This window comes from Silvimonas terrae (genome assembly GCF_014202765.1).
GTDB lineage: Bacteria > Pseudomonadota > Gammaproteobacteria > Burkholderiales > Chitinibacteraceae > Silvimonas > Silvimonas terrae.
Genome location: NZ_JACHHN010000005.1, coordinates 256,414 through 270,709, shown reverse-complemented (window position 1 = coordinate 270,709; position 14,296 = coordinate 256,414). Strand labels below are relative to the sequence as shown.

The window sequence follows — 14,296 nt, the reverse complement described above, 5'->3', positions numbered from 1 at the left end:
ATCCCAAGGACACAGCATATGACGCAAGCACGTTTGAAACTGGGCATGGTCGGTGGCGGCACTGGCGCATTCATCGGCGCAGTGCACCGCATGGCCGCACGACTGGATGATTGCTACACGCTGGTCGCCGGCGCGTTGTCCGCTGACGCTGACCGCGCCCGGCAAAGCGCCCTCAGCCTGGGGCTGGACCCGGCCCGTAGTTATACAGACTTTCAGCAGATGGCCACGGCCGAAGCAGCGCGTGAAGATGGCATTGATGTGGTCGCCATTGTCACCCCCAATCATTTGCATGCGCCCGTGGCCACAGCGTTTCTGCAGGCCGGCATTCATGTGATCTGCGACAAACCGTTGTCGGTCTCGCTGGATGAAGCCTGGCACTGCAAACGCTGTCACGCCAGCAGCAACGCCTGTTTGCGCTGACGCATACCTACTCCGGCTACCCTATGGTGCGCCATGCCCGGCAACTGGTGGCCAGCGGTGCGCTGGGGGATATCCGGGTGATTCAGGTCGAATACGCGCAAGACTGGTTGTCCGAGCCGCTGGAGCTGACCGACAACAAACAGGCACTGTGGCGGGCAGACCCTTCCCGCGCCGGGCCAGCCGGTTGCCTGGGCGACATCGGCACCCATGCTTATCACCTGGCCGCCTACGTCAGCGGCATGACACCGGAAAGCCTGAGTGCGGAGGCCCACACCTTTGTGCCGGGCCGCCGGCTGGATGATCACGTGCAGGCCATGCTGCGTTATGCCAATGGCGCACGCGGCATGTTGTGGGCCAGCCAGGTGGCAGCGGGCGAAGAAAACGCGCTGCGCCTGCGCATCTACGGCACCAGGGGCGGCATCGCATTTGATCAGCAAAACCCCAATGTGCTGCAACACACCCCTTTGGGCGGCGCCACCCAACAGTTAACGCGGGGCCGGGTAGACAGTGAAGAAGCCCGGCATGCCACCCGCATCCCGCCGGGCCATCCGGAAGGCTATCTGGAAGCCTTTGCCCAGCTTTACCTGGATGCGGCGCTGCAAATCAATGCCATCAACGAGGGTCGGCCCATTCCTGAAACCGCGCGCTTGTTAACGACCGTGGATGATGGCGTTGCCGGTATGCGGTTTATTGCAGCGGTACTGGCCAGCAGCAAAGCCAATGGCCAGTGGACCGGAATCTAACGCCATTTATTTGGCCGCTGGCGCCGGGACCGGCGTTGTACCGTGCCGGGCAGCCCGATCTTCTTTACGCCGCGCATAGCGTTGCGCCAGCACCGCGCAGGTCATCAACTGAATCTGGTGAAACAACATCAGCGGCAGCACGATGGCCCCCACCGCATGGCCAGCAAACAATACGTTGGCAATCGGCACACCGCTGGCGAGGCTCTTTTTGGAGCCGCAGAACACTATGGTGATCTCGTCTTCCTTGTTGAACCCCAGCGTGCGGCTACCCCAGGTGGTGAGGAACAGCACCACCGCCAGCAAGGCGATGTTGATCACGACAATGGCGGCCAGTGCAGACAGCGGTGTGTTGTGCCACAAACCTTGCACCACGGCTTCACTGAATGCGGCGTAGACCACCAGCAGGATCGAGCCCTGATCGACGTACTTGAGCACGGCCTTGTGCTTGTCGACCCAGGTGCCAATCCACTTGCGGGCGATCTGGCCGGCCACAAACGGCACCAGCAGTTGCTCAATAATGCTCAACACTGAGTCGAAAGAAAAACCGGCTTTGCCCGTCCCGCTAATCATCAAGCCGACAATGACCGGCGTGAGGAAAATGCCAAACAGGTTGGAGGCCGAAGCACTGCAAATGGCCGCCGGCACATTGCCGCGCGCCATGGAAGTAAACGCAATGGACGACTGCACGGTAGAGGGCAGTGCACACAAAAACAGAATGCCCAGGTACAGGTCCGGGGTCACCAGCGGCGAAAGCAGCGGTTTGAGCGCCACACCAATGAGCGGGAACATCACAAAGGTAGAGAGCATGACCACGCCGTGCAGCCGCCAGTGCGTCGCGCCCGCCACCACCGCCTCGCGCGAGAGTTTGGCACCGTGCAGAAAGAACAGCAGCCCGATGGCAAAGTTGGTCACCCAGCCAAACGCAACAGCCGTGTGCCCTTGCACCGGCAAGAAGCTGGCAAGGGTCACGGTGGCGATCAGCGCCAGGGTGAAGTTGTCGGGCAGAAAGCGCGGGCGTTTCATGATGCGGATCCGGTTATGCGCGTGGCATTGAAGATTTGACAAGCCATTGAATCAAAAAGGCAGATAAACTACAAATTCATTTATCTGATTAATTCATGATTTGAACGTATGAATGTTTCCCTGCGCCAGTTGCGCGTCTTCCTCGCCGTCGCCGAATACCGCAACTTTAGCCGGGCGGGCGACATCATCGGTCTGACTCAACCGGCGGTGAGCCGGTGTATTCGCGAACTGGAAAGCGAAATCGGCATCCGCCTGCTGGATCGCACCACGCGCGAGGTGCAACTGACGGCGGAAGGGGCAAGCCTGGTGGGTGAGGTGGGCCGGCTGATTGACGAGCTGGAAACCACGCTGCAGGCGGCGCGCAATGTCGGCGAACAACGCTGTGGCCGTGTGCGGGTGGCCAGCAGCCCGACCATCTCGGCCAACCTGATGCCCGCCTGCGTGGCGGACTCACTCCAGCGTTATCCGCACATCTCGCTGGTACTGCATGATCAGGTACAGCGCGCCAATATCATCAGCGTGCTCAACGGCGATGTGGATTTTGGCGTGATCGTCGAACCCCAACAGGTGGAAGAACTGCATACTGAGTCGATCATGGAAGACCCGTTCTGCCTGATCCTGCCACAAACGCACTTGCTGGCCGCCAAAACCAATGTGCACTGGCAAGACCTGGATCGACAGAAACTGGTGCTGCTGGATTACGCCTCCGGCAGCCGGCCGTTGATCGACCAGGCGCTGGCGCGGCAGGAGGTCACCTGTGAAGTGGTACAAGAACTGGGCCACCCCACGACGGTGTTTCACATGCTGCAAACCGGCATCGGCATTGCGGTCATGCCCCGGCTGGCCCTGCCGCTGCCGGCAGATTCCGGCCTGACCGTGCGGCCGCTCACCCCCACCGTCACACGCCACATCATGCTGGCACGGCGGCGTAATCGCTCGCTCTCCCCGGCCGCACAGGTGATATGGCGGTTGATCCGGCAGATGGCGGCAACGTTGTATCCGCCGCAAGCCGGTGCCAGCACGTCTTGAGCGCATGCCAATGTGCTCGGTATACTGGGCCGCTCGGGAGATGGCATGCCTCCCTGAACCGCCCGGCAATCACTGCGGGGCTGATGATGTCTGTTGAATGTTCCGGAATGGAGCTGATCGGCAGGCACGCCTGGCCATCCGGGACATACGCATAACAATATTTGTCCGGATTGCAGATGAAACCTCATTCCCTTACCCATTTTGTTCTTGAGCTGCGCGGCCTGGTGTTTTACAGCGCCAGCTGGACTTTCATGGCCATGATCGTCGGCGCGCTCAGTGGCAGCGCCTCTGCGTTCTTTTTGTGGGCGCTGGATCAATGCACCAACACCCGCCTGGCCCACCCCTGGTTACTGGCTTTGCTCCCCCTGGCGGGTGCTGCGGTTGCCTGGATTTACCTCAAGTACGGTTCCAGCGTGGAGGCCGGCAATAACCTGCTGATCGATGAAATCCATGATCCGCAAAAGATGATCCCCCTGCGCATGGCCCCGTTTGTGCTGGGTGGCACGCTGGTGTCGCATCTGGTCGGGGCATCGGTGGGTCGGGAAGGTACAGCGGTGCAAATGGGCGGTGCGCTTGCCGACCAACTCACCCGCCTTTTCAAACTGACGCCAGAAAACCGCCGCATTCTGTTGATGAGTGGGTTGTCTGCCGGTTTTGCCTCCATTTTTGGTGTGCCCCTGGCGGGCGCCCTGTTCGGGCTGGAAGTGCTGGCGATTGGCCGCTTGCGTTATGAGGCACTGTTCCCGTGCCTGATCGCCGCCGTCGCCGCCGACCAGGTCTGCCTGGCATGGGGTGCGCATCATACGCATTATGTCGCAGGCGTAATCCCGGCCCTCACGGTCTGGACCATGGCAGCCACCTTGATTGCCGGGGCCTTGTTTGGCCTGGCCGGTATGGCGTTTGCGCGCAGCACGCATGCGTTGACTGCCCTGCTCAAGCAGATATTTCCATACTCGCCCCTGCGCGCGCTGGGTGGGGGGGCCGTGTTTGCACTGGTCATGTGGGTAACGCATGCCGAGCGCTATCTGGGTCTGGGCGTGCCGGTGATTGTGGAAGCCTTCCAGCACCCGGTGCTGCCGTGGGATTTTCTGGCCAAGGGCGCGGCCACGGTGTGGTCGCTGGCCAGCGGCTTCAAGGGCGGTGAGGTCACACCGCTATTCTATGTGGGCGCCACGCTGGGTAATGTGATTGCGCCGTTGCTGCATATGCCGATCGGCCTGTTTGCTGCTCTGGGCCTGGTGGCGGTGTTTGCTGGCGCGGCCAATACGCCCATTGCTTCTGCCGTGATGGCGGTTGAACTGTTTGGTGGCGAGATCGGTGTTTATGCCGCCGGCGCGTGTGTGATGGCCTGGCTATTCTCTGGCAATACCGGCATTTACAAGGCGCAACGGCCGGGTGAAGGCAAATGGCGGCGACATCACACTATTGCCGAAGGTAAATAACAGCGGGAACCCGTGCTGATCCTGACGGCCTCTCAAAATGTTGCGCCACAAATACCGAGAATGGCGCCCCCATGTTGAGGACCGTGAGGACATCATGAAAAAACACTTTGCCATTGCCCTTCTTGCCACCACCGCCGTCAGCCCGCTGGCGCTGGCCGATGATAGCTGTGTGGAGCGCCAGCAAAACATCACCCGGCAATTGAATTATGCCGAGGCGCACCACAATACCCACCAGGCCGCCGGCCTGCGTACCGCCCTCGATCAGGTCAACCGCTATTGCACACCAGAGCGCATGGCGGCCGAGCATGCCGCCAAAGTGGACAAGCTCCAGCGCAAAGTGGCCGATCACCAGCGTGAGCTGACCGAAGAACAGCAGGAACTGACCCGTTATCAACGCGATCTGGATCGCGCCCGCGCCACAGGCGATGAACGCCAGGTGCGCAAGCTGCAAGGCAAGGTCATGGATGCCCAGGATGATGTGACCGAAGCACGGGCAGATCTGACGCGCGCCCAGAACGAGCTGGACGCCCTGCGCCAGGCGCAATCCTGATCATGGCAAAGCGCCACCCGCCTGGGGGGTGGTGGCGCATGTTGATATAACCACATGGCATCTTATCTCTTTATAGAATAAAAAAGACATCCAAAAGTCTTTGTGGAAATAAGATGCGCGTTTTAAATTCCCAACTCGACAGATCAAACAAACTTGATAGCTCGAAAAGGAATTTAAATGCCCGTGGTCGTCACCCTCTCCGGCAGCCCCAGCGCGCGTTCCCGTTCACAGGGGCTGCTTAACCGTGCCGCCCAGGTGCTGGTACAACAAGGCATCACCGTTCAGCCGTTTACGCTGAGCGATTTCCCGGCGGAAGCGCTGCTTTACGCCCAGTTTGATCACCCCGCTATTACCCGCTTGCAAGACGCCATTGCCAGCGCCGATGGCCTGCTGGTCAGCACCCCGGTCTACAAGGCCGCCTACAGCGGCGCGCTCAAAGTGGTGCTGGATTTGCTGCCGGAACGGGCACTGGCCCACCACGTGGTCTTGCCGCTGGCCACAGGCGGCAGCCCGGCCCACATGCTGGCCGTGGATTACGCACTGCAACCCGTGCTGACCGCACTGAAAGCCCGCCATGTCCTTGGCGGCATCTACGCCACCGAAAAAGAACTGACCTGGGAAGGGGACATTCTGCAGCTCTCGCCCGAGATCGACGATCGGCTGCATGTCGCACTGGCCCGCTTCATTGCCCACCTGCCCAACCCTGGGCGCATCCAGCTAGACCCGGACACCTTGCATGCGCAACTGCGCCTGGGTCGGGTCAGCCTGTAGGCCACATCACAACATCACCGCCCTGGAGAAACACATGTTACGCAAACTCTTTGCCGCCCTCGCCCCGCTGGTGCTAGGCCTGGCGCTCACCACCCCGGCACAGGCCGCAGACCAGACCTTGCGCATTGGTTATCAGAAATACGGCGTGTTCACGCTCTTGAAAGCGCGCGGCACGCTGGAGAAAAAACTGGAAAGCCAGGGCTGGAAAGTGACCTGGACCGAGTTCCCCGGCGGCCCGCAATTGCTGGAAGCACTGAACGTCGGCGCCGTCGATTTCGGCCTGACCGGTGAAGCCCCGCCCGTGTTTGCCCAGGCCGCCGGCGCGCAACTGGTGTACGTGGCGTTTGAACCACCCGCGCCCAGCGCGGAGGCCATCCTGGTGCCCAAAGATTCCGCCATCAAGTCAGTCAAAGACCTGAAGGGCAAGAAAGTGGCATTGAACAAGGGCTCCAACGTGCATTACCTGCTGGTACGCGCGCTGGAAGAAGCCGGCCTGAAACCCGCTGACATCCAGACCGTCTACCTGCCGCCCGCCGATGCCCGCGCCGCCTTTGCCAAAGGCGCGGTCGATGCCTGGGTGATCTGGGACCCGTACCTGGCTGCGGCCGAAGCCCAGTTGCCAGTGCGCACACTGCGCGATGGCAAGGGTCTGGTGAATAACTACCAGTTCATCCTGGCTGCCCGCAAATTCATTACCGCCCAACCGGCCATTGCCAAGACCTTGCTGGCAGAACTGCAAGCGACCGATCAATGGGCCAACGCCAACAACGCCGAAGCCGCCAAAGAACTGGCCGGGCAAATTGGCCTGCCGCTGGACGTCGTCAACGCCACCTTGCCGCGCAACACCATGGGCCTGCAGCCCATCACCCCGCAAGTGGCAGGCCAGCAGCAGAAAATTGCCGACACCTTCCATGATCTGGGCCTGATCCCGGTGGCGGTGAAGGTCCAGGACGCGCTGATCAAATAACAGACAAGAGCCAGTTCATGACCCTGTTGACCCAAGCGGGCCGCTGGCTGGCCATCGCAACCCTTGCCCTTGTCGCCGCCTTGCCGGCGCGGGCGCAAGAGCTGCGCATCGGCTACCAGAAAAGCTCTTTCAACCTGATTGTGCTGAAAAGCCGGGGCGTGCTGGAACAACAGCCGGGCCTGACGGTGAAGTGGGTGGAGTTCCCGGCCGGCCCGCAATTGCTGGAAGCACTCAACGCCGGGTCGGTGGACTTTGGCATGACCGGCGACACGCCGCCGCTGTTTTCGCAAGCCGCCGGCAGCAAGCTGGTGTACGTCGGCTACGAGCCGGCCAAGCCGCAAGCAGCGGCGATCCTGGTGCCCAAAACCTCGGGCATCAAGACGCTGGCTGATCTGAAAGGCCGGCGCATCGCCCTGCAAAAAGGCTCCAGCTCGCACGCACTGTTACTGCGGGCGCTGGATAAAGCCGGCCTGAAGTGGGATGACATCCAGCCTGCCTACCTGGCGCCGGCCGATGCTCGCGCAGCGTTTGAGCGTGGCGCGGTCGATGCCTGGGCCATCTGGGACCCGTACTTTGCCGCCGCCGAGAAATCCGGGGCGGTGCGGGTGCTGGCCAGCGGTGAAGGCTTGACCAGCAACCAGACGTTCTACCTGGCCAGCCGCGACTTTGCGCAAAAGAACAAACCACTGCTGGACATCGTGTTCGATGCCCTCACCCGCAACAACGATTACATCGAACAGCACAACGCGGAGGCCGCGCATTTGCTGTCGGCCTACGTGGGCCTGGATCAAGCGACCTTTGAACAGGTTCTGGCCCGCCACCCGGATTACCGCGTGCGCTGGCTGGACGACAAAACCATTGCTGAACAACAAAAACTGGCCGACCGCTTTGCCACCGAAGGGCTGATTCCGCGCCCCGTGAACGTGGCCGACATTGTGATCCGCCACTGACCCATCCGGATACTGACAAGGAACATCATCATGAGTCTGAATATCTTCTGGTTTCTGCCCACCCACGGCGATGGCCGCTATCTGGGCACCGGCCACGGCGCACGCAGCGTCAACCATCATTACCTGAAACAGATTGCCCAGGCCGCCGATGAACTGGGTTATTACGGCGTGCTGATCCCGACCGGCCGTTCTTGCGAAGACGCCTGGGTAGTCGCCAGCAGCCTGGCACCGCTGACCGAGCGCCTGCGCTATCTGGTCGCCATTCGCCCCGGCATTATCTCGCCCACCGTATCTGCGCGCATGGCCGCGACCCTGGACCGCATTTCCAACGGCCGCGTGCTGATCAACGTGGTGACCGGGGGCGATCCGGATGAACAAGCCGGCGACGGTATCTGGCTGGATCACAACGAGCGTTACGAAGTCACCGACGAATTCCTGAAAATCTGGCGCGGCGTGCTGGAAGGCGAGTCAGTGGACTTTGAAGGCAAGCACCTGAAGGTGCAAGGCGCCAAAACGCTCTACCCGCCAGTGCAAACGCCTTACCCGCCGCTGTACTTTGGTGGGTCGTCCGAGGCCGCCGTTGACCTAGCTGCCGAACAAGTGGATGTCTACCTGACCTGGGGCGAACCGCCCGCCGCCGTGGCCGAAAAGATTGCCGTGGTGCGCGAGAAAGCCGCAAAACTGGGCCGCAAGGTGAAGTTTGGCATCCGTCTGCATGTGATTGTGCGCGAGACCTCTGAAGCCGCCTGGGCTGCGGCAGATGAGCTGATCAGCCACGTGACCGATGACACCATCGCCGCCGCGCAGAAAGCCTTCTCCCGCTTTGACTCGGTGGGCCAGCAACGCATGGCCGCTTTGCACGGCGGCCGCCGCGACAAGCTGGAAGTCGCCCCCAATCTGTGGGCCGGCGTGGGTCTGGTGCGCGGCGGGGCCGGCACCGCGCTGGTCGGCAGCCCGGAAGAAGTGGCCGCGCGGATCAAGGAATACGCGGATCTGGGCATTGAGAGCTTTATTTTCAGCGGCTACCCGCACCTGGAAGAGGCCTACCGGTTTGCCGAACTGGTGTTCCCGCTGTTGCCTTTGTCTGAACAGACCCGGGCGCCGGCGAAGGCGAATTTGACGGGGCCGTTTGGGGAGATTGTGGGGAATGATTTGCCGCCGGCGGTGAAGGTGGCGGCGAGTTGACTTTTTGCGGCCAGATTGCCGCGATCTTTGTGGTCCGTCCTGGTAGGGTGGATTCGGAGCGTAGCGACAATCCACCGTTGCGATGTTTGCGTGTTAGCGCCTGACGGCGCGGGCCTTTTAAAAGCATTTGATACCCGGGGTGCCGGGCCCACGTTACTTTCTTTGCTTCGCCAAAGAAAGTAACCAAAGAAAGGCGACCCCAGCCTGGCGGCCCTCCGGGCTTCCCTCAGTCGGTCGGGAGCCTAAGGTCTCCCTCCACTCCTTCGGCGCTTGGCTTTGACGGGGAAGAAAATCAAAAGCAACCCCAACAACAACAGCAACCCCAAAGGCAACCCCAAAGGCAACGGCAACGGCAACGGCAACGGCAACGGCAACGGCCAATTCAACGCGCATCCCACTGACTCGTCATTCCGGCCTTGAGCCGGAATCCAGTTCTAAATACTTGCGCCACAGGCGCTGACACCGGTTTGTAGCCGTGAGGTGAATCCAGAGCGTGCCCGTACCCCCACAGTGACACTTGCTCTTACCAGATGGAAGTTGCAGCGAGGTAGCGACCATAAGCAGCCCGTTGGGCTGCGGACTGGATTCCGGCTCAGGGCCGGAATGACGAAGTGGTGGGCAAAGCAAGTCATTCTTGCCTGCAAATGGTTTGTGGGGGTTGGAGTTGTTTTGGTTTTTTGATGTTGCCGTTGCTTTTGATGTGCCTCCCCTCCGGCAGCGCCGAGCATCGCAGCGAAGTACGGGGGGGCCGCCGAGGTGGCGAAGCACCTCGGCGGCCCCAAAGAAAGTAACGTGCTCCGGCCACCGCCGGTATTCAAACAATCGCGCCGCAAGGCGCAAAAAAACAGATGTTCAAGGTTTTGCAGTCGCCAAGGTGGATTGTCGCTAACGCTCCGAATCCACCCTACGTGCCTCCCTTGATCCAAACCACCGCGCCGCAAGGCGCTAACAAACCCAGACAACGCCGGAGCAACACCCAAATGTCAGGCAAACAAAAAACCAGCCGGCTAGGCCAAACCCTCCTCCCCTGGCTAGTCCCGGCGCTCATCATCCTCGCCTGGCAGTTCGCCGCCAGCGCGGGCGAAATCGACAGCCGCGTCATGCCCTCCCCGCTGGCCGTACTCAAGGCCGGCAAGGATCTGGCGGCGTCCGGCCAACTCTGGCTGCATCTGAAGATCAGCTTCATCCGCGCCATGATCGGCTTTGCCATTGGCGGCGGTATTGGTCTGGCACTGGGGCTGATCACCGGGCTTTCAAAACGTAGTGAGTTGCTGCTCGACAGCACCGTGCAGATGATTCGCACCATCCCGCCACTGGCGCTGATCCCGCTGGTCATCCTGTGGTTTGGCATTGATGAGAGCGCCAAGCTGTTTCTGGTGGCCTTTGGCACGCTGTTTCCGGTGTACATCAACACCTACCACGGCATCCGTTCAGTGGATGCCGGCCTTGTAGAAATGGCGCGCAGCTACGGCCTGAAGGGCTGGCCGCTGTTCCGGGACGTCATCCTGCCCGGTGCGCTGCCCTCCATTCTGGTGGGCGTGCGTTTTGCGCTGGGCTTTGCGTGGATTCTGTTGATTGTGGCGGAGACCATCTCGGCCAGTACCGGCATTGGCTACCTCGCCACCAATGCGCGAGAGTTTCTGCAGACGGATGTCGTGGTGCTGTCGATCTTGCTATACGCCCTTTTGGGCAAAGCCAGCGATGCAGTAGCGCGCTTGCTGGAACGCCGCTGGCTGCGCTGGCACCCGGCGTATCAATAAATGGACCGGAGCAACTCCATGAACGCACCTTTTACCGTGAACGGCGTGGCGCTGCAGTTGACCGGCGTCGGCAAGCGCTTTGAGCAGAAAACGGTTCTGCATGAACTGGACCTGACCTTGCATGCGGGCGAGTTCGTCGCGCTGGTCGGGCGTTCTGGTTGCGGCAAATCGACACTGTTGCGCCTGGTCGCCGGTCTGGATCAAGCCAGCGCGGGTTTGATTGAGGCCGATGGTAAACCGCACAACGCTGCCAAAAATGACACCCGCCTGATGTTCCAGGACGCACGCCTGTTGCCGTGGAAAAGCGTGTTGCAGAACGTCGGTCTTGGCTTGAGTGGCGACTGGCACGACCGGGCGGTCGCCGCGCTGGCTGAGGTGGGTTTGTCTGAACACGCGCACAAGTGGCCGGCGCAACTTTCTGGCGGACAGCGCCAGCGTGTGGCGTTGGCCCGCGCGTTGATCCATCGCCCGCGCTTGCTGCTGCTGGATGAACCGCTGGGTGCGCTCGACGCGCTGACCCGCATCGAGATGCATCAACTCATTGAACGCTTGTGGCAACACCACGGCTTTACCGTGTTGCTGGTCACGCACGATGTTCAGGAAGCGGTAGCGCTGGCGGATCGCGTAATCCTGATCGAAGAAGGCCATATTGGCCTGGATCAGGCGGTGGAACTTCCCCGCCCGCGTGCGCGTGGCACGGCCACCTTTGCCGCCCTGGAAGAACGCATTCTGAACCGCGTGCTGGCCTTGCCCGACATCGGCGCACTCGATGCCTTGCCTGCCGCTACAGAACCAATTGTTCCAGCCGCATTGCGTTGGGCTCTTTAATCACAAATTGGAATAACAAACAAATATCAAATTACTTTGATGTATAAAACGCTACTGTTACGCTGAGTTTGTCACCACCCCAACATCAGACACAACCACAACTACTGGAGCACACCATCATGGCAATTCAACAAATCAACGTTCGTAACCAGTTCCGCGGCACCATCAAAGAAATCATCGAAGGCCCGGTGCTGTCGGAAGTGGATGTCACCACCCCGTCCGGCATCGTCACCTCCGTCATCACCACCCGTTCAGTGAAAGAACTGGGCCTGAAGCCAGGCAGCGAAGTGATTGCTTTCGTGAAATCGACCGAGGTGTCGATTGCCACGCTGTAATGGCTTTTCCGGCTGGAGCAAACAAACAGGGCGCATATTGCGCCCTGTTTGTTTGTGACCAGGCCGACACCGTAGCCCGGATGAAGGCCGACAGGCCGGGAATCCGGGGTCGCACTGCTGGCCAGTAAGGCTTGCAAGCATCGCCACCCCGGATTCCCGCTACGCTCCATCCGGGCTACGAAGCTGTTTGTTTTGCAAGCTGGTCGCCTGAAAAACCCCGTAACCCGCGCCATTGTTGGCTTTTCCGCAACCAGATATATACAAGTAGCAAATCAGCCTTTGTGGGAATATAAGAATCAGCGAGAATTCTGCTCAAATATCATACCTAGAGGTTCCCATGTCCCGCCTTGTCACCCGCCTGATCGTTGCCGCCGTCGCTGTGGCTGTTGCCGTACCGGCCTTTGCCGATGTCACTTTGCTAAACGTGTCGTATGACGTGATGCGTGACTTCTACAAGGATTACAACCCGGCGTTCCAGAAGCACTATCAGGACAAGTTCAAGGAAAAAGCCACCATCCAGATGTCGCACGGCGCGTCCAGCAAGCAAGCGCGTTCGGTGATTGACGGGCTGGAGGCCGACGTGGTGACCATGAACCAGCATAACGATATTGATGCGATCGCCGACAAGGCCAAGCTGTTGCCGCCGGATTGGGCAAAACGCCTGCCGGATAACTCGGCACCGTTTACCTCGTTACAGGTGTTGATCGTCAAGAAGGGCAACCCCAAGGGCATCAAGGACTGGAACGATCTGACCCGCCCGGGTGTGCAGGTGATCTTCCCGAACCCGAAAACCTCCGGAAATGGCCGTTATACCTTCCTGGCCGCGTGGGGCTATGCGCTGCGCCAGCCGGGTGGCAATGAACAAAAGGCCACCGACTTTGAAGCGGCCATTCTGAAGAATGTGCCGGTGCTGGAAGCCGGTGGCCGTGGCGCCACCACCACCTTTATGCAGCGCGGTATTGGCGATGTGCTGGTGACGTTTGAGAACGAAGCCGAAATGATCGCGCGCGAATTTGGTCGCGGTAACTTTGATGTGGTGTACCCATCCGTATCGATTGAAGCCGAGCCGCCGGTGGCACTGGTGGACAAGGTAGTCGACAAGAAAGGCACCCGCAAAGCCGCGCAAGAATACCTGTCCTGGCTGTGGAGCCCGGAAGCGCAGGAAATCGCCGCCGACAACTATCTGCGCCCGCGTGACAAGGCCGTCTTTGCCAAGCACGCCAGCCAGTTCCCCAACGTGAAATTGTTTGGCATTAACGACTTTGGCGGCTGGCAAGCCGCTCAGGCCAAGTACTTTGCCGATGGCGGCGTGTACGACAAGATCGCGGCCTCCGTGGCCAGGAAGTAAGACGTCAGTTGTAGGGTGGATTCGGAGCGGTAGCGACAATCCACCGTTGCAATGGTGGATTGCTTCGCGAATCCACCCTACATAACACCCGCTCTCCTCAAGGAATCCACCTTGGCTTTCAAACAACACAGCGTGCTGCCGGGCTTTAACCTGGCGCTGGGCTACACGCTGCTTTATCTGTCGGTGATCGTCTTGATCCCGCTGGCGGCGCTGATTTTAAAAAGCACGCAAATGCCGGTGGCGCAGTTCTGGCACACCATTTCTGATCCACGTGTGGTGGCCTCATACCAACTGACCTTTGGCGCGTCGCTGATTGCCGCGCTGCTGAACCTGTTTGGTGGGTTGCTGATTGCCTGGGTGCTGGTGCGTTACCAGTTCTTTGGCAAGCGCTTCATTGATGCCATGGTCGATCTGCCGTTTGCACTGCCCACCGCCGTGGCCGGTATTTCTTTGGCGACCATCTACGCGCCCAATGGCTGGGTGGGTCAGTTATTTGCGCCGTTTGATATCAAGATCGCCTTTACCCGGATCGGTGTGGTGATTGCACTGACCTTTGTCACGCTGCCCTTTGTAGTACGCACGGTGCAGCCGGTGCTGGAAGACCTGGAAAAAGAACTGGAAGAAGCCGCCGCCAGTCTGGGTGCCACGCGCTGGCAGGTGTTTGGCAAGGTCATCCTGCCAACCTTGTTACCGGCGCTGTTAACCGGCTTTGCGCTGGCCTTTGCCCGCGCCATTGGTGAGTACGGTTCGGTCATCTTTATTGCCGGCAACATGCCGTTTGTGTCCGAGATTACCCCGCTGATGATCATCTCCAAGCTGGAGCAATACGACTATGTCGGTGCCACGGCGATTGCCGTGGTGATGCTGGCGGTGTCGTTTGCCTTGTTGCTGGTCATCAATGGCCTGCAATGGTGGGCCGCCAAACGCCTTGGGCGGAGGAAGTAA

The 14,296-nt window shown here is 60.2% G+C and carries 15 protein-coding genes and 1 riboswitch; of the genes, 14 read left to right on the top strand and 1 reads right to left on the bottom strand.

The annotated features are described in order from the left end of the window. Positions 1-18: 18 nt before the first annotated feature. Together HNQ50_RS21955 and HNQ50_RS21950 are read left to right on the top strand one after the other, a co-directional pair. Positions 19-420 (top strand): Gfo/Idh/MocA family protein, encoded by a 402-nt coding sequence (locus tag HNQ50_RS21955; RefSeq protein ID WP_221303184.1) that lies wholly within the window; start codon positions 19-21, stop codon positions 418-420. 23 nt (positions 421-443) lie between these two features. After that, the gene (locus tag HNQ50_RS21950) at positions 444-1,163 is read left to right on the top strand and encodes a Gfo/Idh/MocA family protein (RefSeq protein ID WP_221303183.1); all 720 of its coding nucleotides are present in this window, start codon (positions 444-446) and stop codon (positions 1,161-1,163) included. A 6-nt stretch (positions 1,164-1,169) separates the two neighbouring features. On the opposite strand, the gene HNQ50_RS14080 is transcribed toward HNQ50_RS21950, so the two are convergent. Beyond that, positions 1,170-2,186: a bile acid:sodium symporter family protein gene (locus HNQ50_RS14080; protein WP_184101806.1), complete on the bottom strand. Its 1,017-nt coding sequence runs from the start codon at positions 2,184-2,186 to the stop codon at positions 1,170-1,172. Between the two features lie 108 nt (positions 2,187-2,294). Between HNQ50_RS14080 and HNQ50_RS14075 the strand changes: the two genes are divergently transcribed. The 12 genes from HNQ50_RS14075 to cysT all read left to right on the top strand — a co-directional run bounded on the left by HNQ50_RS14075 (position 2,295) and on the right by cysT (position 14,296). Further along, positions 2,295-3,215 (top strand): LysR family transcriptional regulator, encoded by a 921-nt coding sequence (locus tag HNQ50_RS14075; RefSeq protein WP_184101804.1) that lies wholly within the window; start codon positions 2,295-2,297, stop codon positions 3,213-3,215. A 27-nt stretch (positions 3,216-3,242) separates the two neighbouring features. Beyond that, positions 3,243-3,315, top strand: a riboswitch (Fluoride riboswitch). Positions 3,316-3,391: 76 nt separating this feature from the next. Next, positions 3,392-4,657: a voltage-gated chloride channel family protein gene (locus HNQ50_RS14070; RefSeq protein WP_184101802.1), complete on the top strand. Its 1,266-nt coding sequence runs from the start codon at positions 3,392-3,394 to the stop codon at positions 4,655-4,657. A gap of 94 nt (positions 4,658-4,751) precedes the next feature. Beyond that, positions 4,752-5,207, top strand: coding sequence for a DUF1090 domain-containing protein (locus tag HNQ50_RS14065; RefSeq protein ID WP_184101800.1), 456 nt, complete (start codon positions 4,752-4,754; stop codon positions 5,205-5,207). Positions 5,208-5,384: 177 nt separating this feature from the next. Next, complete coding sequence (gene ssuE / locus HNQ50_RS14060) at positions 5,385-5,978, top strand: NADPH-dependent FMN reductase (protein WP_184101798.1); 594 nt, start codon at positions 5,385-5,387, stop codon at positions 5,976-5,978. 34 nt (positions 5,979-6,012) lie between these two features. Next, complete coding sequence (locus HNQ50_RS14055; RefSeq protein WP_184101796.1) at positions 6,013-6,945, top strand: sulfonate ABC transporter substrate-binding protein; 933 nt, start codon at positions 6,013-6,015, stop codon at positions 6,943-6,945. A gap of 17 nt (positions 6,946-6,962) precedes the next feature. Next, on the top strand, positions 6,963-7,895 hold the full coding sequence (locus tag HNQ50_RS14050) for a sulfonate ABC transporter substrate-binding protein (RefSeq protein ID WP_184101794.1): 933 nt from the start codon (positions 6,963-6,965) through the stop codon (positions 7,893-7,895). A 30-nt stretch (positions 7,896-7,925) separates the two neighbouring features. Then, positions 7,926-9,080, top strand: coding sequence for an FMNH2-dependent alkanesulfonate monooxygenase (ssuD, locus tag HNQ50_RS14045; protein WP_221303182.1), 1,155 nt, complete (start codon positions 7,926-7,928; stop codon positions 9,078-9,080). Positions 9,081-10,060: 980 nt separating this feature from the next. Continuing rightward, entirely contained in the window at positions 10,061-10,840 is a 780-nt protein-coding gene (gene ssuC / locus HNQ50_RS14040; protein ID WP_184101792.1) for an aliphatic sulfonate ABC transporter permease SsuC, read from the top strand. Positions 10,841-10,858: 18 nt separating this feature from the next. Continuing rightward, the gene (locus HNQ50_RS14035; protein WP_184101790.1) at positions 10,859-11,668 is read left to right on the top strand and encodes an ATP-binding cassette domain-containing protein; all 810 of its coding nucleotides are present in this window, start codon (positions 10,859-10,861) and stop codon (positions 11,666-11,668) included. A 119-nt stretch (positions 11,669-11,787) separates the two neighbouring features. Continuing rightward, positions 11,788-12,003, top strand: coding sequence for a TOBE domain-containing protein (locus tag HNQ50_RS14030; RefSeq protein WP_184101788.1), 216 nt, complete (start codon positions 11,788-11,790; stop codon positions 12,001-12,003). A gap of 337 nt (positions 12,004-12,340) precedes the next feature. Then, positions 12,341-13,351 (top strand): sulfate ABC transporter substrate-binding protein, encoded by a 1,011-nt coding sequence (locus tag HNQ50_RS14025; RefSeq protein ID WP_184101786.1) that lies wholly within the window; start codon positions 12,341-12,343, stop codon positions 13,349-13,351. 111 nt (positions 13,352-13,462) lie between these two features. Beyond that, a complete protein-coding gene (cysT, locus tag HNQ50_RS14020; protein ID WP_188705245.1) occupies positions 13,463-14,296 on the top strand; it encodes a sulfate ABC transporter permease subunit CysT in 834 nt (277 codons plus the stop codon).